Here is a 26379-nt window from a genome sequence, read left to right as displayed (position 1 = left end):
GCTATCGTTGGTGGTTTTGTTTGCGGCAGGATGCAGCATGGCCTATCCAGTCCTTGGTTCTACGTGACGGTACTATGGAGTCGAAACTGCGAGTTCGATATTTTGAAACGAAAACATGGCGATCAAGTTTTACGTGGAAAACCAGATCGAGGATTACTCTCTACACATCAACACTGACGAGGACGAGAAGGAGCTATTTGACGGAATTCAGTGGGATGAAGAGGATGGGGCAAAGATAGTAGGATTTTGGCAGACAAAGGCGGTAGGTCCGCCGATACGAAGGCAATCGCCTTTATGAACAATGAACTCGGACTTAAGACAGAGTGTGTTGGCAGTGCGTCCGCGTGCAAGTAGTCATTCGAATAATATATGGGGACGGTGTTAAGTTGGTTAGGAAACTGGTTCGATTTAGCCTTAAAAAGGATGGGGTCGCCTTTTCTGAAAAGCAAAAACGTGACATTCAGATGCACGTGAATTACGACAGAAATTGGCGAAACTTCAAGGCTCTCATCTCAATCGAAATTGTATTGATTGACGATACTTCCTTTGTTGTCAGTGTCGAGGAGGAAGGCGATTCCTGGCATTCTAATTTTGCAAGGCTGCTCAACGAGAAGGCTATGCTTGAAAACCTATGTGTTGTTTTACCGAATGACCGGCAACTGTTTAATGTTGACGAAGAATTGCTGGGCTAATCTGAATTAGCAGTTTTCATAGGGGGACTTGCCGTCAGGATTCTCGATCGGTCAGGCGGCAAGTTTCTTTCTGTTCGGAGAAGATCATGATACGGTGTTTGTCAAGATAGTTGTCGCGAATTTAAGACAGCTATATTTGAGCTTTTTGCTCAGCTTGAACAATCTTCTTCGTCCAGGCTCCAATCACGGGTAGCCCTGACCAGCGACCAGGATTCGAGGTAATCGTCAAATATAGTACACCTACAATAAGCGGGAAATCTATGAGAGGATGAAGCTAATCGGAGGGAGCCCATAACGAAGAAAGAACATCGCCGTGAAGAAAGGACGGAGCGTATTGCAAACTATAAAGTGAGCGGACAGGCAATGAAAGTCTGGTGTGCTTCACAAGGCGTGACGAAAGATACCCTCAGATACTGGCTTCGGACCTTGAAGTCCGGGCATACCCCAGCCGCACCGAAGCGAGCCTCCTTTGTACCACTTACCCTTAGCGAGCCTGTCGAAGATTTGGTTTGACACTTACGAGAATAGAATATCCTGAACATAGTGTTCAGATGTTAATAAATTGGAGGTGGTAGCTTTGGCTGATAGGAAAGAGGCTCTACGGAAGCAATTAATACTCTCCAAACAATTCCAAGTTAAAATATTGCTCACAACGAGAAAGGAGATGACCTTCAACAAGTGGGAGGAGATCAAGCAGGATGAGTTGACCGATAAAGAGGTTGACATCCGATTCAAGATGGTAAAGCTGTGGTTAAGTGCTTCCTAGTATAACTTTGCTGTGGGCAAGGACAAAGATAGCTTCAGGCTGCTATTTGTTAAGGACTCCGAAGAGATCAAGGAAATGTGTAGATCAGAAGTAATTACAGGAGGGATGTAGACGCAATGTTGGAGAGAAACATAGGGACAGGTATTGGTGGAGAGAAGCCTAAGATGAGTAAGCTTAAGCTATATGGAATGCTAGCGGCTGTTCTAATCGTTGGAGGCTTTATAGCGACAATGGCTTACCAGACTCACTTGTTGAATGTCAGAGATGATGAGTTCTATGAGTCCGTAGATAGATGGTTTCATGACGAACTGAAAGCCAATAACTCAATGGCTATGTCATATGAGTGCGGCACTGGTTATATAGACTGCTATCTAATAAACATCAATATTGACGATGAGTTTGACTCCTATTCTTTTTTGGACAAACATGATTATATAGTAGAAATTACGGATGCCTACGACAAGAAGCGGAGAAGTTCTTTACGAGATACTAAAAAAATAGATGACCGCAGATATATAAGATGGGATTCTCCTGAGTCAAAGGTGGTTCTTATCACTAGCCAGAACCAATATAGCTACAATGGCAAGTTTACTGATTCAGATGGTAAAGTGTACACGAGAGACGAAATTTCCACTATAAAATACCCAGAGTCAACCAAGAAAAAGACAGAGCAGAAAATTACTGTCGGTATGACTGTGGAAGAGGTAGAGAAAATACTTGGTAAGGCTGATGAGACATTATGGACTGAAGCAGATTCCTTGGGAGATGTCAGATACCGATATTTCTATGTGGGGAAAGGCTATGTGTACTTTGCTGACCATGTAGTTTGGCAAGTGCTTTTCAAAGACTATCAAGAACCATAACCTATCGACTAGGTGAGGTAACATCTCACCCATTTTTTTTATAGCACCCAAATTTCTACCATATTATTATATTAGGATATGAGCTTGGATTTAGAACATCTAGCTCGCAGCATCATTTTCTTTGGCTTCTTCTCGTAATGGCAAGGTGAGAGCTACTTGAGTAGAAGGGAATAATTACCCAAAGAGACACCATTCACTATGAGGCCGCTGAAAAAGTCCTTCTGATGTAGATGAGGTACAACCAACCAAGAAAAGTGAGGAGGGGTTGTACCTTTTTCTTGTATAATTAAATCATCAAAGGGAGCTGGTGAGCCAAATGATTCAACTGCAGCAAATGCTGGTTGTAATCCCTACTGCATCAGAGTCCTGAATAGGCCAGTGTGCTTCCTTTATCATTATTTTCCTCGCATCGACAAATTGCTACAAATATTGTAAAATATTGTACGTTGCAGTGTCGATTGAAAGGAGTGCTCCATTGTGGATGTATGTGAATGCAGTAATAAGATTGAAGATCTGCGGAAAAAACTAATCCATGCTTTTGAATTAGCCAGGTCCTTTACTGATAAATCTGTTATTGATATTAGTGAGGCTCTAGATAAGTCACTAATCCTTTATGAAAATTGTAATTGTAGAAAGAATTTTGCAGAATCTATGGGTATATCCAAAACTAAGAAAAATGATATACAACTAGCTTTAAAAGAAAAAATGATTCAGGTTATTACTGCAAGGCAATCAAGAATCTTTTCAGATCTTTCGAAAACGAAAAGTTACTGAGAGTAAATTAAAGCCCACCTGCCACCTAGGGCTTTTTCAAGGAACTTGAGATAAAATTAAGATATTTTATGTTGCAATTCATAAAATATCCGGTTGATGTCTTGCATGATCTCGCATTAGGTGCTCAATTTATTTGTAGTATTGGAACCTAGGTAGGTAATAAGGATCATCACAGCAAACTTTAGTATTAATCGTTCTTGACATTTTTCGACGTTTCTAAGTAAAATCGTCTTAGGAAAATTTAGGAATATGGAGGGTCTGAATTTGCTTAAAAAATTTTTTTCAGTTGTTCCTGGGTTTAGGACAGGGCGATTATGGAAACGAATTTTAGCTAGTATAATGTATTTTGTTATATTCATTGTCGTTGCTGTTACCTTAGGTAACGCTAGCTCCTCTGTGTCATCTTTGGACAGCACTATTTTAAAGTGGGAAAGTGCGGCCTTCATATTTTATTTAATCGTAATCCCTTTTATTATATTGACGAATATAGGAAACTTAAGGAATCGATTGCCGTTGTTTAGAAGTCATAATGCAGTTAAAAAGATCACAGCTTGGATATTATCTTTTGTAATAGTACTTGTAGGACTGTCATATACCAGTTCCTTTCTTAGTAATAAGCATTCACCTGAATATATAGCTCTGGAGCAAAAATTAAGTGAGGAACGGTCTATTCAGAAAGCGCTTGAAAAGGGGCGGAGAGAATCCGATCAACAGGCTAAATTGGCAATGGAAGTTGAGAAGGAAGCAGTACAAGTGCATGGCAAGCAAGCGCAGATGGATAAAGAAGCAGAAAAGGCAAAGAATCAGCAAGAACCTGACAAACAAGCTAAAGGTGAGGCTGAAGAACAAGCCAAATTAGTTAAGCAGAATCAAAAAATCATAAGCCAAATTGATAATGTCATTAAAAAGGGTGACTCCAAAAAAATACTAGATATCTACTATTCATCTGATAATCAAGCTAAGGAATATATTGAAGAGAACATCTCCAAGAAATATCTCGAGATTTTAAGCGGAAGTAAGGAGATATACACTAGTAACGAAGTGGATAAAATAAAAAAATATACGATGAAATGGATTTTATAAATGAAATTGCTAATTTGAAAACAAGCGAAATTGGCATTTTGTTGACAGAGACTAAGGCACTAATAGAAACGAATACTGCCTTAATAAGCTTCAATAAAGAACATCCTAATTTGGGATATGGAATCATAAAGGATATCTCCGAAGTCCAAAATATTAACTGTTATGTGAACTATAGAATTAAGAAAAGTGGCACAAAAATAGGGGACTTTACGATTGGGAATGATAGCTATTCGGACGAATACTTTATTTCAAGCTATTCTTATTCGCAAATATTCGGTTACTTACCATCTGATGATTGGACGGCCGTTTTGCAATTGAGCGAGGCTTCGAGCTTGTCAGAATCGGGTATTTATGAAACAAGTGTAGTAGAAATTGGTACAACAAGACTTATAGACAGTAAAGGCTTTGAGAAAGACTACCCTCGCTATCGAGAAGTAACTCAAGAAGATCTTGATAAATATTATCAAGTTAATGAACTGGTGAGTCAGCAAAATGAGCTTAATCATTTAATCAATATGAGTATAAATCGTATTACCGAGCGTCTTTCATAAATCTGGCTTCAGCGTCGGAGGTCTTGAATGGATCATTTCGACATCATACCCACCAGCATATTTCTTACCGGCTACATATTCTACAAAATTTCTGATTTGGGCCAATATATTTTGTGACAACAATCCTCTTTCAGACTCAAATAATATAAAAATAATATTTCAACAAAGGAGGTTCCAGCATTAGATGTTTTTATCATGCAGGAACTTCCCCAGTGTTGGCTAATTCATCACCTACTACCAGTAATCAAAACTAATTAGATCAGACATGCCTAACTTCGTAATTCAATTATCGAAAATAGCACTATGGAATCATTCGACAAAAGTAAGTAATTTCCCGCTACATATTACAAATGCTGTAGAAATTTCTGTTGATTCCTTAATATATACAGCCTACAGGAGATTCTCAGCCATGCGATATAGAGGAGGGTCATGACGTGCGTAAATTTATGAAAGAGAGAAAATAAAGATTCAAAATATGAAGGCTCTGCAGGCGAGGAATTTAGAGAGAAGGGCCATGAATATTTCGGTGCGGCAGAGCCGCTTGGTTAAACGAATGAGATCCATCCCGTCAGTACCTATTCTGTACCAAATCCCCTGTGTAGTGAGGATTGCATTGATTTCATTCTCAGGTCAAATGCTCTTGGCAGTGTGGTATGAGCTATCCAATATTCCATCAATGGATATTGTGTTCCATATTGCAGTTGTTTCTCTATTCGTTCTAATATCCGTATACATAATCATTAAGTTTTTGAAGCCAAAAAAAATCGAACTTTTATGCAAATGGACTCTCTGGTTATTTACCATTCTTTTACCTTTGTATTCCATAGAGCAAATCATTCACATGTTATAAATCCTGAATTAATAAAGCGTGAGGGGCTTCCGCCCCTTTCTGCTACTCCTCCATTTTGAAATAACGTTTTAAATCGGGGGCGCTAATTGCTTAACATCTGTACTATATTCCTCCCCTGTAACATCAGAACGAGTATATTTCTCATCGAGTAAATCAATCAAATTCTCCACTTGACCAAATGTATTCAAGACAATCTTGTCATTACTAAGTATAAACTTCCCTGACCATCGAGGTAATGTTTGTATTCTTTCCAGTAAGAGTTCAGCAGACAATCTAAGCACAGCAGAATTCTTAATTCGCATCATCTTTTTAGCATATGTTAATTGACTACGTTCTGCATATAACGACAACTTTTCTAGGTTATCTACCAAATCAATATTGCTAACCTTTTCAATAACAGTTTGAGCGGAATTCCTGATAAACGTTTCGAACCTAAAACTACGTTGCATAAGTGAAATATCTTTAGTGACAATCTCATGCTCGATAATAAGCAAATGAACTTTCTTGGCAATCGGAAATAGAGAGAGGGGCATTTCTTTAAATACATCTCCATCCTGTATAGAAAGCCACCCTTTTTTTGATTTGTTTGGAACCGTGACCGCATAAATATGTTGATAACCCCATACTTTAGTATCATCTCGCTTAAACATAAACAAAAGTCCCTTTGCCTCTGGTCTATCATCCATACTAAATGTATCCAGACTATCAATAGGTGTATTTAGCATATTAAATGGTCGGTATGCATCAGTTTGTTCTATCACATAGTACTTATGCTGATTATCCGCAATTTTTTCTGCCAGCTCATATTCCGCCTCAGGTGACAAATACTCCTTAATAATATACTCAGATATATCAGCCCTTATTGCTTCTTTAAAATTCTCGTGCTTATTCGTCCTTCTATTACCCGGGCTTCCTTCGAATAGTATCAATCGCTTTAATACGTCGTTTTTCATAACTACAAATGCTTCAAATCCGTATTCTTCATTTTGGAATATTCGGTTGATGCTTTCAACCGTTCTTTCTCTATGCATTGTATCGTTCTCCTTACTACAAATTTTTATTGTCGTTAATAAATAGTAATTCTATGTAAACAGCATAATGTTTTGGACAGAAACTATCATGATTCGACATTGAGCAAAAAGAAGTAGATTGAGGATATTATTTCTCGACATAGCGCCGTTGGCATGCTAATAAGGAAATGATAATGTTTGCATAACAGAAAGAAAATGAGTATGGAGCTAGTAGTTTTTATAGCATCAGACGCTTCACTTTTTTCCTTCTGTTTAGCATGAATCGACAAAAAGAGAGGGGAATAAATGGATGTTTAAATTTATAAGCATGAATTCACTAAAAGAGAGCCATTCCTGTAATGAAGTAATTTAAGCTTTGAATGAAAAAAGCGCCTCTAGTATACTGGGAAACGTTCGGTCCAAAGAACAAAACCCAATACGAAAAGAGGCACTCATCATGAAGCATAAGCTAAAAAAGAAAAAGAATCAACGGATTACACGAATTACCGGATTGACATTGGTCGTTGGAGCGGATATTGCCAAGCGGATTCACGTGGCTCGTGCGGTGGATTTTCGCGGCATCGAGCTTGGCAAAGACTGTGTGTTCACCAATGATCAGGAAGGACTAACGAAGCTCGCTACATGGATGAAGGAGCTCGGACAGACACATGGCAAGACAGACATCATATTTGGAATCGAGCCTACTGGACACTACTGGTTTCCGTTAGCCGCCTTCTTGCAGGATCAAGGGATTCAAGTCGTTGTGGTCAACCCGCATCACGTCAACAAGTCGAAAGAGCTTGAAGATAATTCACCGACGAAGAGCGATTACAAGGATGCCAAAGTCATCGCAAAGCTCATTCGAGACGGGAATTACTCGGAACCAAAGCTGCCGACGAAGGAATTTGCAGAACTGCGGATCCTGATGAACCTACGCGAGAAGGTGTCGGACAATTTGACCCAAGTCAAAGGCCGAATCGGCAATTGGTTGGATCGATTTTTTCCAGAGTACGCAAATGTGTTTAAAGACTGGAGTGGCAAGGCGTCGCTCATGACCATGCGAGCGTTCCCGTTGCCTGCTGACCTCGTGTCCAAGGGCGCTAGAGACGTCCTGGCGTATTGGAAGACAGAAGTCGGGCGTGGCGTGGGAATCAAGCGAGCAGAAGCACTTTATGCCGCAGCAAGCGTCTCGATCGGTCTGACAGAAGGCGTCGTTGCCGCCCGAGTGGAACTCAGCACGCTACTGGAGCAATTTGACTTGTTTAACAAGCAGCTCGAAACGATTATGCAACAGGTGGCCGAAATCTTGGAGGGCATTCCAGGAACGGGAGAAATGTTGACTGTGCCTGGAATCGGTGTTCTAACCGTAGCTGGATTTCTGGCTGAGGTGGGCGATCTGAATCACTACGATCACGGTCAGCAGATCATTCGTCTGGCGGGCTTAAATCTCATGGAAAACAGTTCGGGCATACGGAAAGGACAGACGGGTATAACCAAGCGAGGGCGATCACGTCTGCGGGCGCTGTTGTTCCGTGCAGTGATGCCGTTGGTTGCAAAGAATCCAGAGTTCCAAGCGCTTCACCGGTATTACACGACGCGAAGCCAAAACCCGCTGAAGAAAAAACAGTCCCTCATTGCCCTGTGTGGAAACTGATTCGTGTTCTCTATACCCTGGGGACAAAGCAAAGAGTGTATAACGCCATTGATGTTGTTGGCCCCGTTCGGCAAGCCCAGCTGCAACAATTGGTTGCATAAATCAAGGAAGCATCACCTGCAATATCGCTTATTCACATGTGAACAACCCGACAATGGAAGCACCGGAGAAGCCGACGCACGACACACCGTAAGGGTAACAACCCTGTAAAGGAGCGAAAAACGGCATCCACCCCTTGAGAGGTAGAACGAAGGAATGTAAGGGCATAGACCCAGCGTGACATGGGAGGGTGAACCCCAAGGGTGAATGTGGAGATCCACTGTACGATCATAACTAATTATCCACAGTTTTGGAAATGAGAAGTTCCTAAGCTCTGTTCCCGCTTACGCTCTTACAGAACATCGTGGTGTAGATTATATTCTCCACCAGTATCTCTCAAGCTGTCAAAGTTGAAATATTAAGAATGAGCGAGAAAACAAGAGAAAATATTATTTTATAGTGGGAGGAGTAATAAACGGATGCTTAAAGTTGTGAGATGGAAGGTCTTCATGAGTATATTATTATGTGCGGTAATGTTGCTGGGAATGGTGTCTCCTGTAGGAAATGCTGTTGCCAATAACATGCAAGGAACAGAGACAGTTTTGGCTGTTCAACCAATCAAGATTGCAACTGTTGGTGACAGCATTACTGCAGGTTCTGGAACTTCTTCGGGAGAAAGTTATCCTGATCAATTGCAACGGCTGCTGGGAAGCGAATTCCAGGTCAATAATTATGGAATTAGTGGTTCTACTTTGCTGAAACAAGGGAATAAGCCTTACTGGAATGAAACCCAATATAGTAACAGCAAGAACAGTTTTCCGGATATTGTTGTCATTCAGTTGGGAACAAATGATTCCAAAGATAGTAACTGGTTATCACATAAAGACGAGTTTCTGACAGATTATAAGGCACTTATTGCTGAGTATCAGGGGCTATCCTCTCATCCTGAAATATATGTAGCGTTACCACCAAAAGTATTTGGCTCGAATTCTAGCAATATCAAAGGCGAGGTACTGGAAAACGAGATAATTCCGTTAATTACACAAGTTGCCAAGGAAACAGGAACTACCCTCATTGACAATTACGCAGCAACAACCAATTTAGAAGCTTACTTTCCAGACAAAGTGCATCCTAATGACATAGGAGCTTTTGCCTTAGCTTATAACGTTTACCGTCATTTAAAACCTTCTGACGATCAAGTAGCGGCGGTGTTTTATGAAGGGGAATCTTATACAGGTCAATCTTTTTCGTTAAATGGAGGCGCATACACTAGAGATATGTTACAAGCGATAGGCATGTTTGACAGCGGCATATCATCACTAAAAGTAAACAAGAGCAGTCTTATTGAGACATATGCCAATAGCGATTTGACAGGAGAAAAAGCGACGTTCCACACTGACACTCCCTCGTTAGCGAATCAGATATCTTCATTGAGAATCATCGTACCAGCGGAGCCAATTCGATATGAGGCAGAAAAGTTGACGGCTGCGACCTCCCATGGAAGAAATATGGTTAGTGTTGATGACCATGCAGCTAGCGGGGGGAAATGGCATAGAGCTGATCTGAGTGGTGTGGGTGAGTATATAGAATATAAGTTGTCTATTCCTGCAGCTGGGAACTACAATGTTACATTTAGAACTAAAAATCACCCGGGAAGACCTATATTTCAGACCTATATAAACGACACTCCTTATGGCTCTGTACATAATGGGTATCAGCCCGAGCCTGGAGGTTATCAAGAAGTAGATCTTGGAAATATTACATTTGATACGGCTGGCGAACAAACTATTCGCTTCCAAATTACAGGTAAAGATCCGGAAAGCACTAACTGGTATATTTCTATTGATTATATTCAACTTATTCCAAGTTCGTTGACTATCAACCAAGTGGAAATAGAAGGTGACGGATATATAGGCAGTGAACTTAAGGCGAAGGTAAGCTTTAATAGTGGATTACATGACGCGAATGAAAGCGACTTCACTTATAAATGGTATCGCAATGGGGTTGAAATTCCAGGAGCTGATAGCCAAACTTATAGGGTATCTGAAGAGGATGAAGGAAAAGTGCTCTATGTTTCGGTAACGGCAAAAGATGTTTTTGGCACAGAAGGGAATACATTACGCAGTGCTGCCATTGAAATTGGAGAAATTATGTCTACAAATTCATGGCTTCTGGAAAATGATGTGCTGAAAGCAAAAATTGAGTTTACTAGTGCAGGCGCCATAAAGATGACCAGTTTTTATAATAAGGCTGCTGAGAAGGAGTATTTGCCACAGGGAGCTGCTCCAAATCAGTCGACACTTTTTCATTACAATTATCGTTTTTTAAAGGAAGGGGCGACTGGGCAGGAGCCGGCTATCACAACAGCCAGTTTGAATGCCAATGATCCTGTATTTACGCTGGGTGAGGTAGTTCATCAAAATATTGAAATGAAAACTTCCAATGGAACAGTACAACAAATCGGCGAACGCTGGGAAATTCCAGTTACAAAGAATGAACTGACCATCACGCTTTCCTTTGAAGTCTATGATGGCAAGGCGGGCATAAAATATCAGGCTTATATTAAAAATAATAGCCCAGATAAACGTTTGCAAATTACGTCAGCAGATGTGATCAAGTTAGATTTTCCTGATGAATCGCGAAATTTACATTATTCATGTATTACGAAATGGTACAGTACAACTGCTGGGGTTGATGCGAGCAATTGCGGTAAATCTAGTGAGGATATCAAGGTTGTCATCAACCGCTATGATACAGGAGACGGTTTTTATATTTCTCCAGAGGTGAACGGAAAAACGCAAACTTACAGAAGAGGAAGCGATACTTCGAAGCCATACATGGGCAAGTCTTTTGCTGGCATTGATGCTTTTACTGGCGATCAGGTTAAGGTAGCGGTTAATGAAGAGGTATTTAAATTAGTTTTATTTCCGCAGGAAGAATTTGAATATATTGCGGTTAATATGACAGCTTTCAAGGGTGATATTGTCGATGGGAAAATGGCTGCTGAGGAGCATCTCAGAAAGAGATTTCGTTACAACGATACGTCGACTATTCTCATGACCAATGATTGGAGCTGGGGGCCGCCAGATAGTCCACTTCCAGACCTCAGAACAGAACAATATTATCGAGAAACAGTCATTCCGAAAGCGAAAGAAGCTGGTTTCGATATGATTATGTGGGATGATCTATGGAATACAGAGGAGTATAATACTCCAGGAACGTTTAGGGATTCGATTATTGCTATTCCGAGACTAACGAACAATATGGCAAATCTTACTTCATTTTATCGGGACAATGGATTTATATTCGGAGCATGGTATTCGATGTCGGGAGGTTATCATAATAGTGGAAATGATCTAGCTGACCCAGCAGTTATTGCTGCTAAGAAGGGGATGATAGAAACTCTGATTAATGACTATCAATTGAAGCATCAAATGGTTGATTTAACGGAGTATTGGTTGAATGACAACGTAACCGATTATTCACATCCTACTGACAATGTGTATAGGAAAAACGTGTTAACTCGAGATGTTTTGAATGAATTGGTAGATAAGTATCCTGATTACAAGGTTAAACTTACTACGGAAGTGGATATCTACCCGAGTCAAGGTGATCGTTCTAATGAGTTGCTTCATGTCATTAACAATGGCTGGACGACTTCGTCAACAGAATTAGGAGAAACGATCGATATTCAAAATTACACCAATTTATTCGGTCATTTGCCGCTTAACTCTGCTTATTTTAACAATGGTGACATGAAGAACGGTAGGATGGCGACTTTCTACAAATATATGTTTGCTAGAAATGTTAAACACGGATCATTGCCTCATGAGTGGAGCCAAACTTCCATTGATCTAGTAAGTGCATTTAATGAGTGGAGGAAATCAGCACGTATTCAAGACTTGACTAATACGATTATTCGTCCTGTATATAACGGACAAGGCTGGGACAGCAATGTAGCAGCTAACTGGGATCAATCGACCGGGCCTTATGCAATGATGTATGTATCAGAGCAGCAGGATCAAGCCTTGCTTATCGCAACGGATGCCGGAAAAGGTGATGCGGCTGCACTTGAGGTGGATCTGAGATGGCTGGATAAGACGAAAAAGTATTTGATTCAGGATATTTCACTAGATGATACGGGCGAGTTTACTTACCGTTACAAAGGTTTACTAACAGGTAGTCAGCTAAGTAGCTTTAATATTGATTTTACAGAAAACGTTGCTAATGCTAGAGCTTTTTGGATAACTGAATATATCGATCAGGATTATCAGGTGTTGTACGCGGATCACCGAGTTGACGGTTATGAACTCCGAGTAAATGCTGATCACAGTATGGTTGTAGAAGCTTCAGGAAAACCAGGTGCAACGGGGAAAGTTATGGTTCATAGTAAAGCGGAAAACAAGGTTATGATAGTGGAGCTGCAATTTGACGATACCGGATCAGCGGTTGTAGAGATTGCAGAATTTACGGAAACCCCTGAGCCATTTGTTGTAACTCCACCTGCTAAGCTTACTGTACTGGCTGCTACCTTGCATCATTCTGGAAAAACTACAGCAGTTGGAGGAAACTCCAGATTAGCTGATGGTGGAGGAACTACAGGTACGTCACCAACGGGTGAAACTGTGAAAGCTTCGGAGAATGTTCTCATTTTTGAAAACATTGTAGATACTGACAGCTATATAGAATTTAAAGTATCTGTACCACAAGCCGGTGTTTATAACGTACAGGCAGTCTCCAAGTTTACGACCAGCAGGGGAGTTGGGCAATGGTATGTCGATGGTGAAAAGGCAGGAGAACCATGGAATCAATTGCATACGAAAGATGAGATGAAGTTTTTTGACTTTGGAGATATGACCTTTGCTACGCCTGGAGAAAAAGTGTTCAGACTTCAATATCAATCAGGTATCAAAATGTTAAATGTGGATCGGTTTGAGTTTACGCCTAAAGTGAAGCTGGATGAAAATATTCCGGCATCGATTGAAGTAACTGGGGAAACAACATTGGAACTAGGCGATACATCAATGTTGCAAGCGCAAGTAAATAATCTACATCCCGTTTACGTAGATGGCGACCAAATCAGATGGATGATAGAAGAACAGAACCCTGTCAGTGGCACCGGCAATGTTATTTCTCTACGTACAGATGGGCTTAAGAGTGAGATTATCGCTAAAAATCCAGGTACAGCGAGAGTGAAAGTGGCAAGCCTCGTATCTACTGAAGCTGTAACCTATGTGGATATAACAGTAAATGCTCCTGCGTCTGCTATTGTAAGTCTGACGCCAGTAACAGTCGTTACCTATATAGGAACGGCACCTGTACTGCCAGCAGTAATTACCACTACGTATGGGGATGGAAGTAAGGCGGAATTAGCAGTGAGTTGGAATACGATAGATCCCGTTCAGTACCAAGAGGCAGGTCAATTTGTTGTATATGGTGCAGTAGAGGGAACGTCACTAGAGGCTGTAGCGAATATAACTGTTAAGGCAAATACTAGTGGTCAACCAGGTGGTGTGTATCCAGGATATAACAGTGATGATGACGATGATAATGTTTTGGAAGAGACGCCTAAGCCTGAGTCTGAGCATGTTTTGGCAGTAGAAGTTACATCTGAAGAGTGGAACAAAGCTATTAAAGATGCACGTAGCGGTAAGATAAGCTTACAAATTCCACAACAACAGACAATTACGGATTACCATATTAACTTACCAGTGGAATGGGTGTTGGAAGCAGCCAAATCAGACCAATTGACTACTATTGAGCTTTTGGTAGGTGGAGTAGCTGTAACTGTTGAACTGAAGGATATTGTGGCTAGCCAATATAATAACGACCAACTGCAATGGCAAATTGTGCAAAAGAAAGCTACGGGCAAACTTGCGGCACAAGCGGAAGGACCAGTTTATCAAATTGATATATTGGCAGATGGTCAATCATTATCCAAAGGACTACCCGCTCGCTTGGCGTTAGGAGTTGAATTACGAGCTGGGCAGACACCTGAAAAAATGATTGTATATCTCATTACTCCAAATGGTGATATGCGGCCAGTAGTTAGCGCTTTGTATAACAGTGAGGAGCAGGGTATGATATTCGCCGGCAGTTTGGATCATGCATATGTGGTCGTTTATCGGGATGATATCCGGTTTGCCGATATTGCAAACGTACCATGGGCAATATCAAGCATTGAAGCACTGGCTGCTCGTAATATTATTGAAGGTGTAGGACCATATACATTTGCACCTAGTAAAAATGTGACCAGGGCAGAATTTATTACGATGCTTATGCGTATTTTCGGCTGGGACAGCAATGCTGCAAGTGATTCGAATTTTGCAGATGTACCAGATAATGCTTGGTATAGTGGAGCAATTTCTGCGGCATTTGAACGCGGCATAATTAAAGGGAAAGGGAACGGATTGTTTGGACCAAATGAAAATATAAGCAGAGAAGATATGATGGTTATGCTCTATCATACGTTGAACGTGGCTGGAATAGAGCTACAAGCAGTAAACGGCAATACATCAAGCTTTATAGATAGCGCAGAGGTTAAAGATTATGCAGTAGAGGCGGTGCTGAAGATGCAACAAGCCAGCATTGTCAACGGCAATGGGGCAGGATTTTTCTTGCCACAGTCTCATGCATCCCGCGCTGAAGCGGCAGTTGTACTATATCGCATGTTGCCGTTTATGAACTGAAGTTTAATTGTCATTACCTTCAGTCTACTTCGATAAATCTAATCGATTTGCGGGGGAGAAGTACGGGTACTCGATCCAGAATGGCATAATTTCGATGCCTATTCATTGTACGGACAGCTTGAAGAAGTAGAAGAAATCTTTGTACAAACTTGTTAGATGGAGTTTCACGATTTTTTAGTATGCAAATAGTTATGTTTCTATAAATCCAGCAAGAGCGATTGTATCTTTGTTCTTCAGCAGAGCAAAGTAATCTACTCTTGCTGGATTTGATGCTCCCATCATACAGTTATAGACTCCGTTTAATATGGGCAGTTTAATATACTAACTATAATGAGCCAAAATGGATACAGGAAATGGAAGGGACACTTTACGCCAGCTTGAACTGCTCACAAACGACATGAAAGGGGCCCACTTTTTGCCCACATTCATATACGGCTCGGAATCGATCCTGCTGGACTTGTTTTCGGACAAGACGTAAGCCGTCACCAAACGCAAGAGGTTGTGCCAGGCCGGTGGTACAGTACAGATGGGTAGACGCAAGCAAGGCCCATAGACGAATAAAGGCCGTGGCGGAACGCACTTGATAGGTATCAAATCCCAGATTGGTCTTGGACTGTCGGAAAAAGATTTCAATTGGCCAACGTTTGGCATAGTAGGTTGAAATGGTTTCGGTCGCCAAGGAAACATCGGTGCATAGGAACGCACGCAGCGCTTTTGGTTCTCCAAATGCTTGCTTCGACCAGCACAACAGGACAACAGCATTATCGATCTCGTTCAATGCACCTTCGTACCGATACGTCCAGTAAGAAGAACCGTTCATGGTCACGAGGCGAACGTCTTCCTTGCGAATGTGTGAGGCAAAATCCTGAACGGAAATGCGAACGCCCTGCGGGTAGAGATTGCGATTGGTCTTCAAAGCCCCAATCAAGTGATAGCTTGCTGCTGCATAGCTGTCGATGACACGAGGGCAGGTAAACCACTAATCAACCAGCACGTATCCACCATGAGTCGGAAGGGGCATCGACACGGACATATCGCAAAACCGGTCTATCTTTGTATAGACGGTGCCATCAAGCGTGGTCTTCGTTTTGTCATAAAGATCAATCGAATGGATGAGTGATAAGTCTGCACATTCCACAACAGTAGCTTGAGCCTGGTGGCCCCACACGACTTTGCCAAGTAGATGTGAATGATTATAGGAGCCTCAGCCTGTGACGAAGGCTTGGTCTTCTGAGCAATCGTATCATTATGGATGACAAACATCGGCTCGGCTGTCCGTATGGACGCTTGCATCACATGACGAAGGGATTCGGCCTTCACTTTGGTTTGCAGTACGCCTTCATCCCACTTGCCCTGAGCCGGAATATGGCCGAGTGTTGTCCGGTGGCAATTGCTGTATTCTGCCAGATCTACCACTTTACCGCGAAATCCTTCCGCGGTAGCTGCCGTCATATACGTCTCAATTTGTGCCAAGACCGGCTTTAAAAAATACAAGGGTAGCCGATGTTGCAACAAATAGTTGCGTAGTGTGACATGATCGGGTACGATGGCGGTATGAGACATAGCAGATTCTCCTTCGTGTAAAGATGTGTTGTGGTGATTATTTTTACCACAAGGAGATCGCTTTGTCTCTATTCTTTTTTAATTTACAATTTATTGGAAGAAAATTTGCTCATTTATAGATACTAATAAAGATATAACGACATTTTTTTAAAAAACTATCATCAATCGTCTATTAACTATTCTTGATCGACATTCTCTAAAAACGGAAGATTACAGATATTTTATCTCAAGTTAGCGTCGTATCTCTTTGATGTAAGGAATGATAATATACTAATCAAGCACTACTGAAAGTGCTTACAAATTTATTTCGAGATAGGAGAGAAAATGTAATGTTTACAAAAAAAATGGGTAAGATGTTAGGAACAGGTATTGTGTTAACGGCTCTTGTTGCATCATTAACAGCATGCGGTGGAAGCGGTAACGGTAATGGTAATAACAGCAATAATAATGTGGTTGACAACTCACCTTCACAAAGCCCAACTGAAGTAACAGAAACAAAGAAAGAACAAGTAAATCTTCGCTTCTCATGGTGGGGGTCGGACGCTCGCCATCAAGCAACTTTGGAAGCAATAGATGCTTATACAGCTCTTAACCCTCATGTGACGATTGAAGGAGAATATCAAGGTTACGATGGGTATCAACAAAAAATTATGACACAAATAGCGGGGAATTCTGCTCCCGATTTAATGCAGCTCGATTATCCTTGGTTACCTGATTTGTCTGAGCAGGGAGACACTTTTGTAGATTTGAGTAAAGAAGAAGCAATTGATCACTCTCAGTTTCCAGCTAGTGTACTAGAAGAGTATGTATCTATAGGCGATAAACTAGTTGCATTACCAATGGGAACTAACGGTTACGGTACCATGATCAACAAAGCGTTTTTTGACAAATTCGATCTTAGTGTTGATACACAATGGACATGGGAGAAGTTGATAGAAGAAGGTTCGAGAATTAACGCTGAGAACAAAGATCATTATTTGTTTGCGATTGAGCCTGGTACAACAACTGGAGGACTTGGAGAATTTGTATTAAGTGAATATCTGTATTCTAAAAACGGCGAGTACTGGATTTCGGATGCTCCTGCTATAACTGCAACTAAAGAAGATATTATCGAAGCACTATCGTTGATGAAAAAGTTATTTGATAGCGGAACAGCACAACCACTTGGTGACGCGGCTTTATTTACGAGCAAAATGGAACAAAATCCGAAATGGGTAAATGGTGAAATCGGGATGGTGGTTGACTGGTCAGCTACTGTGTCTAAATATAAAGCAGCTAGCGGTGAAGATAAGTTTGCGGCAGGATTGCCAATTTTCGCAGATGGCGGTAAATCAACTGAAGTGAAGTTTAAGCCATCCATGATTCTGGCTGTTAACAAAAACTCGGCACATAAGGATGAAGCTGTGAAGTTTGTCAATTGGATGCTCAATAGTGAAGAGGCAGCAATGATTTTGCAAGATACACGTTCTGTACCGACATCAGACATTGCGATGAAAGCATTGGTCGATGCTAAAGTGCTGGATGACGATGTTGCGATGATGGTAGATAACGCGTTGAAGAATCCAATGTCATCACCACCAACTGTTCAGAATAAACCGGAAATTGCTGATATTATTCGCGATCTTTGTGAAAAAGTAGTATACGGCAGTTTGACACCGGAAAAAGCGACAGAACAATTGCTGGAGCGGTTAGAGGATAAATTTCAAGAGTTGAAATAGACATTGACTTAAAGAGCAGGTGAGGAATATGGGAATTAGGGTAAGGAAGTGGAGTAAAAATTATATTGGGCTTTTATATATTTTACCTTGGATTATCGGTTTTTTGATCTTTCAATTTTATCCATTTGGCGCTTCGTTCGTTTATTCGTTTACTGATTATAGTATTACGAATAAGCCCAGCTTTGTAGGTTTAGATAATTATATAACGATGTTTACAAAAGATAGTAATTTCTATCAATCATTAGTTACGACGTTAATTTATGTTTTTTTCTCTGTACCACTAAAGTTAATATTTGCTCTACTTGTGGCAGTGTTGCTTAATGTCAATATCCGTGGTGTTAATACGTACCGTACATTGTTTTACTTGCCATCGATCTTGGGCGGAAGCGTTGCGGTTGCTATATTGTGGCGTTTCCTATTTATGAAGGAAGGTTTTATTAATGGGTTATTGGCAAAGGTCAATCTTCCTCCTATCGATTGGTTAGGTAGTCCGAATATTGCTCTATATACGCTAGGATTATTAGCAGTATGGCAGTTCGGTTCTTCAATGGTATTGTTTTTGGCCGGATTAAAGCAAATTCCTCAGGAATTATATGAGGCTGGACGTGTTGATGGTGCATCTCGTCTACGAATGTTCTTTATGATTACATTGCCTTTACTAACACCGATTGTCTTCTTTAATATTATTATGCAATTAGTAAATGCATTTCAAGATTTTACAGGAGCATTTGTTATTACCAATGGCGGCCCAATGAATTCTACTTATTTGTTTGCGCTTAAACTTTATGACGAAGGGTTCAAGTTTTTCAAGATGGGTTATGCATCAGCACTGTCGTGGATACTATTCTTACTTATCCTTATTGTCACATTTGTTCTATTCAAAACTTCGAAGTATTGGACGCATTATGAGGATGGAGGGGATAAGTGATGGTAGCTAATCAATCACGACTTCGCACTTTGGGGAACCATCTATTTTTAAGCATATTTGCGCTCATTATGGTTTATCCATTAATCTGGCTATTTTTTGCATCATTCAAAGCGAACAACGAAATATTCGGATCATTGTCGCTGCTTCCTAAAGAAGTGATTTGGGATTCTTATTCAAAAGGATGGAAAGGAAGCGGTCAGTTTACATTCGGTGTTTTTCTCTGGAACACTTTCAAAATGGTTATTCCGGTTGTAGCCTTTACTCTCATATCTAGTGTATTTGTAGCTTACGGTTTTGCTAGATTTCGGTTTCCGATGAAGAACATACTATTTGCAATTATGATATCGACGCTTATGTTACCAAATGCGGTAATCATTATTCCAAGGTATATTTTATTTAATGAGTTTGGGTGGCTTAACAGCTATTTGCCGTTTACGATGCCAGCATTGTTTGCCTGTTATCCATTTTTTATTTTTATGCTTGTCCAATTTTTCCGTGGTTTACCTCGTGAATTAGATGAATCGGCAACGATTGATGGCTGTAATTCTTTTGTTGTGCTAGTACGCATTTTGCTTCCACTATGTAAACCGGCTTTATTCTCAGCTGCTATTTTTCAATTTATATGGACATGGAACGATTTTTTCAACTCGTTAATTTATATTAACAGTGTCAAAAAATTTACATTAGCGCTAGGTTTACGGATGTCTTTGGATATTAGTTCAGCTGCAAAATGGAATGAAGTAATGGCGATGTCTATGGTAGCTATTATTCCATGCGTTATCATTTTCTTCTTCGCTCAGAAGTATTTTGTTGAAGGAATTGCGACTACAGGTTTAAAAGGATAAACATACTGACACAGAAGCAGTCGCTAACGTAATTAAGTTACAGCGACTGCTTCTGGCAGTTCGAAAAGTAGATTATATTCGTTCATTATATTCATCATTATTTTACCAATAGGATCTAATTGAATATTATTTCCAGTTGACAACGTTTGTAAATATAAGCTAAATTGTGGGTTAAAGTGATAGGTAGACGGTGAAAAAGCATTTGTCTGGCGTTTGGAGGGTAAGCATGTATAACTTACTTATTGTAGATGATGATTATGAAATTCGAAACGGTTTGTGCAAATACTTTCCTTGGGATTCTATCGGTTTTCGTGTAGTCGGCAATGTCGAAAATGGCAAAGAGGCCTATGATTTCATTCTCAATAATGAAGTGGATGTTGTACTTTGTGATATTAAAATGCCAGTGATGTCCGGTCTTGATCTAGCCTTAAAACTCAATGCTAGTAATTCGCATGTACAGATTATATTTTTTAGTGCCTATAAAGATTTTGAATTTGCACAAATAGCGCTCGAGGCGGGAGTGAGGCGTTATCTGCTGAAATCGACCAACTATAACGAGTTGATTCGGGCGTTCTCCAATATTAAGGAAGAATTGGACAATATAGAGGAACTGTCTCAGAAGTCGCAAGATCAGCAGGATCCCTCTGGTGGTTTTACGGAAAAAGTCATTGCCACAGTAAAGCAATATGTAGAAACGCATTATCGAGATGTGACGTTAGAAGTGCTATCTCAACAAGTTCATATGAATCCTGATTACTTAAGTAAATATTTCAAAAAACATGCAGGTCAGTTGTTCTCTGATTATTTGACAACTGTAAGAATGGAGGCAGCTGCTCGATTGTTGGCAGATATTCAACTCAAAATATATGAAGTTAGTGATATGGTCGGTTATAGTAATTCCTTTAACTTTACAAGAGCTTTTAAAAACTATTATGGAGTAACTCCAGGTGATTATCGAAATGGAAAAACTCATCTTGACTCCCAGAAAGAGGTGAAGGAGTAAATATGAAAAAATCTTTTTTCGTGAAGGGGTTATTAAGATTTACTATACCACTATTAGTACCGCTCATTATATTGGGCGGTTTTTCCATTGTTGCTACAACTAGTTATGTCCGTAATGAGCTTGATACTAATAATTATAAGATGTTAGAGCAAACACGCAATACGATTGAATTGTTGTTCAAGGAACTTGATTCTGTTCACTACACATTAAACTACAATTCGAGAATGATTACTCGGATACGCTCTTTGCTGACAGGCAACGAGGCTAGTCCAAGTGATATTGAAGCATTGAGTAATGTGATGACGATCATTAATGCTCCAACCAATATACGACCACATATACATTCGATTTATTTGTATTATGACAACGCTAAGAATAACTTCTTGGTATCTAATGAAGGGAGGGTGAATTTTACATCCTATAACGATAAAACTTGGCTTGAACGTATCCATAGTATGAAGCAATTTAACAAGGAACGAGATATTGAAACACGCAAAATTAAAAGATATGCATTCGATCGCAGTGAGACGGATGTGGTTACTTTGTATAGACGATTCGTAGCACCTGGACAAACGAAAACGGAAGGTTATATCGTCGCCAATTTACGTAGCAAAGCACTGGAACAAAGTATGGAAAAGTTACTTTACCAGAAACAACAACAACTTTTTATCGTGAATAGTAATAAAGAAATTATCGCATCGACGACCGGTACTGATTATACGGAACTTTCTAATATTGCTAATATGGATTTATCTGAAACACATATTTATGAATCAGCAATATCCAAACAAAACTATGTCGTTTCTAAACTTAGTTCCAATGAATATGATTTGGAATATATTTCTGTAACTCCGAGAAAAGGGTTTTATCAACTATCTAATAATTTACTTTATGTAACTATTGTACTTGTACTCGTCTCCCTTGTATTAGGAATTATTCTAACCCACTATATTGCGCGACGTGATCATCGTAATCTCTTCCGGATATTGCGAATAATTAGCCATGCGGAGCAAGGAATGCCATTGCCGCAGTTGCCGGAGAAAGTAACTGATGAAAACAGCTTTATTCTGCAAAGCATGATCAAATCGTTTGTGGAACGTAGTTCGCTAAAAATTCAACTGACAGAAAAGAAATATATGCTGCAAATGATGGAGTTAATGGCGCTGCAATCTAATATTAACCCGCATTTCATGGCAAATACATTGCAGACAATATTTTGGAAAGCAGTTGCTTTAACAGGTGGACAAAATGAAGTAAGCCGAATGATAGACCATCTAACGGGCGTTGTTCATTATGCAATTAGTACTTCGAACAAAAAAGTGACATTAGAAGAGGAAATTTATAACACTAATAATTATACCGAAATTATGAAAATACGCTATAAAGATAAGTTTCAGTTGGAATGGGATTATCAGGATGAAGTATTGTATGTAACCGTGATGAAACTATTACTCCAGCCTCTGATAGAAAATGCTATTTATCATGGGATTAAGGAAAGCGAACGCTTCGGTAGAATCCGCATTAAAATACGTAAACAGCAAGGAAAACTCTATATTGCAATTGTAGATACCGGACTTGGAATGGATCGTCAGCGCTTAATGGAATTGCGGCAACTATTTACAAGCGAGGAAGAGCCCAAGCGGATCGGGCTTTACAATACTTACAAAAGATTGCAAATCATTTATGCTAATCAGCATAGTTTTCGCATTCGAAGTAAGCTTGGATGGGGAACGATGATCGAATTAGTGCTGCCAATCGATGAGGATTGATTTTGTACCATTTGCTGAACATACGAAGTCACGATATCAGGTCGCTCAGGTGATAGTCTAGTGTTTGTTGTTGGGCAACCATTACCATTTCATTGCGATGATTTCCACATGGCGCAGCTATGCTAATCAAGTGCTAAATGTATTTCCTCAGGCTGTTGAAAAAGACATATTAATCTGGAGACGGCTTCATATACCTTTTTCAACAGCCTGGCAAAATGCAGTTAGCTAGCCCCCTATGTCAGAATAGTTGTCGTACCCCTCAAAAGAACGTATAGTGAGGAAAACGAGAACGAGGTGGATGACAATGAATCCAGTACTGTTACTGCCAACCTATAATGTCAGACTATAAAAGAAATAAAAGCAAAATATCCTGATGCTAATCTCCAGGCAGCTGTCGCTGATCTGGGAACAGAACAAGGATGCCAAGAAGTTATTGAGAAGTACTCTGAAGTAGACATTCTTATTAATAACCTGGGAATTTTTGAGCCTGTACAATATTTTGATATCCCTGATGAAGATTGGTTTAAGCTGTTTGAAGTCAACATCATGAGTGGTGTACGACTTGCTCGCAGCTACCTGAAACAAATGATTCAAAACAAGAAGGCAGAGTCATCTTTATCGCTAGCGAGGCTGCGATTATGCCATCCCAAGAAATGGCTCATTATAGTGCGACTAAAACGATGCAGCTCTCGCTCTCCCGCAGTTTGGCTGAACTGACTAAAGGAACAAATGTGACAGTTAATACTATTATGCCTGGCTCCACTTTGACAGAAGGAGTGGAAACGATGTTAAATAGCCTGTATCCAAATGAGAAACTGACAATAGAACAAGCAGAGAAGCGATTCATGAAAGAGAATCGGCCAACCTCCATTATTCAAAGGCTTATCCGACCAGAAGAAATTGCAAATTTTGTCACCTTCTTAAGTAGTCCTCTCTCCTCCGCCATTAATGGTTCCGCGTTGCGAATAGATGGGGGATTAGTACGCAGTGTGTTTTAATAATCAACAATAACATATATCGTAGACAAACAGAAGGCCACATTATTGCGGCCATTGTTCCCTTATCTTATTATACCGGTTTGTTTCATAGGAGGTATACGACAATATTCAATATCAGCCCATAGAAGATGAACTCACTGAGTCTGCTTACAACCTACTGATCCGTTCATCGAACGAAAGTCTTGGAACAAGCAGCCTGTAATCGGTTAAGTATTGGTTGGAGTGGCCGATGATCTGCTACCTTCCCTCCCACTCCAGTAGCTGAATGATCTGGCGAACACTGCAGCCGGGGACTTCCCGTCGGGTCGAATGTTTTTTTTAACCGGAGCGGTGTGCTTTGTCTAATCTGTTCCACGCCTGATGAGAATTGTGTGCAAACGTAGAGCAGTAATAGAGGACTTAAACGGCCCTATCCGTATGCATGGCCATATCTGAGTGGGAAATAGAGGATATTTTCAGCGTTATTGGCCCGTATGAGACTCGAAAACGATAGGTCAGAACTAAATAGCTCCGTTTATAACCTTTAATTTGCCAAAGACCGGCGGCGGGCAGCGTCACACAGTCACCAAGCCCGTTCTTTCTTTTTTGTGTCGAAGTGTCCGGGTTTGTTTCGCATAGATTCTTTTGGACTGCTCGAAAACATTATTTATGGATATATATTACCAGTCCAACTATTGGTATACTTGCAAGCATAGTGTTCATAATCAACAGAAGGAGGAATGTCGATGTTTAAAGTTTTGGTATCGGATCCGATCAGTGATTTTGGATTGCAGCAGCTGACGAGCGCTAATGATGTGGAGGTTACAAAGATAACGGGGCTTAGCGAGGAGGAGCTTGTTTCCATCATCCATTCCTACGATGCGCTGCTCGTCCGTTCGCAGACGAAAGTTACCCGGCGCATCATGGAAGCCGGCGTTCACTTGAAGGTCATCGGCCGGGCAGGAGTCGGCGTGGACAATATTGATTTGGATGCTGCAACGAGCCGGGGGATTGTCGTGGTTAATGCGCCTGACGGCAATACGGTCACGACGTGCGAGCACACGTTTGCGATGATGATGGCACTCGCCCGGCATATTCCGCAAGCTTACGCCAAAACTGTGGCTGGGCAGTGGGATCGCAAAACATTCCTTGGCGTTGAATTGCGAAACAAGACACTCGGCGTGCTCGGGCTTGGCCGTATCGGGATCGAAGTGGCGAAACGCGCAGCGGCTTTCGGGATGACCGTTATCGGCTACGATCCCTTTCTGTCGGAAGAAAGGGCAAACAAATTGGGCATTAAGCTTACGACAGTCGATGAGATTATACGGACAGCTGATTTTATGACGGTTCATACGCCGCTAACGAATGAAACGCATCATATGATTGCCAGGCCGCAATTTTACGTCATGAAGCGGGGGATGCGCATCATTAATTGCGCCCGAGGAGGAATTATTGACGAGGCGGCTCTTGTTGAAGCGCTCGATGAAGGGATTGTAGCAGGTGCCGCTTTTGATGTATTTGAACACGAGCCTCCGGCGCCGGATCACCCGTTTTTACAGCATCCCAATATAATTGTTACCCCGCATTTGGGTGCGTCTACCTTGGAAGCGCAAGAGAATGTAGCCCTTGACGTGTCGGAGCAAGTGATCCATATTCTGAGGCATGAGCCGTTTAAGAATGCAGTCAATATGCCGGCCGTTCCGACCGACCTGCTGAACAAATTACAACCTTACTTCATATTGTGCGAGCAACTGGGAAATGCGCTTGCCCAGATGACCGATGGCGCCGTACGCGAGGTTACAGTGGAATGCTCAGGAGAGCTTGCCGATCTGGATATATCGCCGCTCATCCCTTATGTGCTGAAGGGGATACTTTCTCACCATCTCGGCAAGGAACAAGTCAATGTCGTTAATAGCGTTCACTTGGCAAAAGCTCGGGATATTCACCTTGTGGAGCGTAAATCATTGTTAACCCAAAGCTCATCCAATGACATTACGCTTCGATTAAAGACGACAATCGAGGAGAGATGGGTGACAGGGTCTGCTCTGCCCGGCGTCGGAGGACGCCTTGTCCGAATCGGTCCCTATCCGGTTGAGCTTTCACTCGAAGGATATATTCTGTTAATTTCGCAGATGGATAGGCCAGGCATCATTGGGCGTGTTGGAACATTGCTCGGGGATAACGGCATTAATATTGCCACGATGCAAGTGGGACGCAACGAAGTTGGCGGTTCAGCGGTCATGATTTTAAAAATCGATAAAAAAACATCCAAAAACGTGATGGAATCGTTATACGCCATCCCGGAAATCAAGCGCGTAAGAGAAATTACCTTTGACTAGATGGTTGTAGAAAGAGGGTGGGAGTCATGGGGCATCTGGTTGAAGACAATCTCAGAACCGTGAAGCAGCAGATGGTATTGGCCTGCCAGGCATCGGGGCGCAAGATCGAGGATGTGCAATTGTTGCTCGCGACCAAAACCGTACCACTCGGAAAATTGCAAATCGCTATACAAGCGGGTGAAACGTTGTTCGGGGAAAACAAAGCGCAGGAACTGCGGGACAAGTTCCGCTTATGCAGCAGTGGGCGGCATGATGTAATATAGGAT

The 26379-nt window shown here is 41.0% G+C and carries 16 protein-coding genes and 4 pseudogenes; 18 read left to right on the top strand and 2 right to left on the bottom strand.

Annotated elements, in window-relative coordinates:
• The first annotated feature begins 133 nt into the window (after nt 1-133).
• The 8 genes from V1L65_RS04725 to V1L65_RS04695 all read left to right on the top strand — a co-directional run bounded on the left by V1L65_RS04725 (nt 134) and on the right by V1L65_RS04695 (nt 4729).
• Nucleotides 134-298, top strand: coding sequence for a hypothetical protein (locus tag V1L65_RS04725; RefSeq protein ID WP_331697926.1), 165 nt, complete (start codon nt 134-136; stop codon nt 296-298).
• An 88-nt stretch (nt 299-386) separates the two neighbouring features.
• A complete protein-coding gene (locus V1L65_RS04720) occupies nt 387-692 on the top strand; it encodes a hypothetical protein (protein WP_331697925.1) in 306 nt (101 codons plus the stop codon).
• Between the two features lie 291 nt (nt 693-983).
• Nucleotides 984-1205, top strand: a complete 222-nt coding sequence (gene tnpA, locus V1L65_RS28710) for an IS66 family insertion sequence element accessory protein TnpA (protein WP_442955670.1) — start codon at nt 984-986, stop codon at nt 1203-1205.
• Between the two features lie 64 nt (nt 1206-1269).
• Nucleotides 1270-1458, top strand: a complete 189-nt coding sequence (locus V1L65_RS04715; RefSeq protein WP_331697924.1) for a hypothetical protein — start codon at nt 1270-1272, stop codon at nt 1456-1458.
• A gap of 116 nt (nt 1459-1574) precedes the next feature.
• The gene (locus V1L65_RS04710; protein WP_331697923.1) at nt 1575-2321 is read left to right on the top strand and encodes a hypothetical protein; all 747 of its coding nucleotides are present in this window, start codon (nt 1575-1577) and stop codon (nt 2319-2321) included.
• A gap of 477 nt (nt 2322-2798) precedes the next feature.
• Complete coding sequence (locus tag V1L65_RS04705; protein ID WP_331697922.1) at nt 2799-3095, top strand: aspartyl-phosphate phosphatase Spo0E family protein; 297 nt, start codon at nt 2799-2801, stop codon at nt 3093-3095.
• A gap of 264 nt (nt 3096-3359) precedes the next feature.
• Entirely contained in the window at nt 3360-4178 is an 819-nt protein-coding gene (locus V1L65_RS04700) for a hypothetical protein (protein ID WP_331697921.1), read from the top strand.
• Nucleotides 4166-4729 (top strand): hypothetical protein, encoded by a 564-nt coding sequence (locus tag V1L65_RS04695; RefSeq protein ID WP_331697920.1) that lies wholly within the window; start codon nt 4166-4168, stop codon nt 4727-4729. Before V1L65_RS04700 ends, V1L65_RS04695 begins: the two co-directional genes overlap by 13 nt.
• 918 nt (nt 4730-5647) lie before the next feature.
• Here V1L65_RS04695 and V1L65_RS04690 read toward each other — a convergent pair.
• Nucleotides 5648-6610, bottom strand: coding sequence for a DUF4868 domain-containing protein (locus V1L65_RS04690; RefSeq protein ID WP_331697919.1), 963 nt, complete (start codon nt 6608-6610; stop codon nt 5648-5650).
• A 436-nt stretch (nt 6611-7046) separates the two neighbouring features.
• On the opposite strand from V1L65_RS04690, the pseudogene V1L65_RS04685 reads away from it, so the two are divergent.
• Nucleotides 7047-8344, top strand: a pseudogene (locus V1L65_RS04685) (IS110 family transposase).
• A gap of 417 nt (nt 8345-8761) precedes the next feature.
• On the top strand, nt 8762-14971 hold the full coding sequence (locus V1L65_RS04680) for an S-layer homology domain-containing protein (RefSeq protein WP_331697918.1): 6210 nt from the start codon (nt 8762-8764) through the stop codon (nt 14969-14971).
• Between the two features lie 367 nt (nt 14972-15338).
• On the opposite strand, the pseudogene V1L65_RS04675 reads toward V1L65_RS04680, so the two are convergent.
• A pseudogene (locus V1L65_RS04675) lies at nt 15339-16534 on the bottom strand (IS701 family transposase).
• A 329-nt stretch (nt 16535-16863) separates the two neighbouring features.
• Here V1L65_RS04675 and V1L65_RS04670 point away from each other — a divergent pair.
• From V1L65_RS04670 to V1L65_RS04635, 8 genes and pseudogenes are all read left to right on the top strand, one after another.
• The gene (locus V1L65_RS04670; RefSeq protein WP_331697917.1) at nt 16864-18252 is read left to right on the top strand and encodes an ABC transporter substrate-binding protein; all 1389 of its coding nucleotides are present in this window, start codon (nt 16864-16866) and stop codon (nt 18250-18252) included.
• Nucleotides 18253-18280: 28 nt separating this feature from the next.
• Nucleotides 18281-19180, top strand: coding sequence for a carbohydrate ABC transporter permease (locus tag V1L65_RS04665; protein WP_331697916.1), 900 nt, complete (start codon nt 18281-18283; stop codon nt 19178-19180).
• A complete protein-coding gene (locus tag V1L65_RS04660; RefSeq protein ID WP_331697915.1) occupies nt 19180-20025 on the top strand; it encodes a carbohydrate ABC transporter permease in 846 nt (281 codons plus the stop codon). Before V1L65_RS04665 ends, V1L65_RS04660 begins: the two co-directional genes overlap by 1 nt.
• Nucleotides 20026-20251: 226 nt before the next feature.
• Entirely contained in the window at nt 20252-21028 is a 777-nt protein-coding gene (locus V1L65_RS04655; protein ID WP_331697914.1) for a response regulator transcription factor, read from the top strand.
• Between the two features lie 2 nt (nt 21029-21030).
• Nucleotides 21031-22797, top strand: coding sequence for a sensor histidine kinase (locus tag V1L65_RS04650; protein WP_331697913.1), 1767 nt, complete (start codon nt 21031-21033; stop codon nt 22795-22797).
• A gap of 339 nt (nt 22798-23136) precedes the next feature.
• Nucleotides 23137-23795 (top strand): annotated as a pseudogene (locus V1L65_RS04645) (SDR family oxidoreductase); the annotation flags it as partial.
• Nucleotides 23796-24520: 725 nt separating this feature from the next.
• Nucleotides 24521-26113, top strand: coding sequence for a phosphoglycerate dehydrogenase (gene serA / locus V1L65_RS04640; protein ID WP_331697912.1), 1593 nt, complete (start codon nt 24521-24523; stop codon nt 26111-26113).
• 26 nt (nt 26114-26139) lie between these two features.
• Nucleotides 26140-26346, top strand: a pseudogene (locus V1L65_RS04635) (YggS family pyridoxal phosphate-dependent enzyme); the annotation flags it as partial.
• Between the last annotated feature and the right edge of the window lie 33 nt (nt 26347-26379).

Origin of the sequence: Paenibacillus sp. IITD108 (genome assembly GCF_036541265.1) — a bacterium.
In the GTDB taxonomy this organism is placed as follows: domain Bacteria; phylum Bacillota; class Bacilli; order Paenibacillales; family Paenibacillaceae; genus Pristimantibacillus.
The sequence above is the reverse complement of the archived record's forward strand: the minus strand, read 5'-3'. Positions and strand labels throughout refer to the sequence as shown.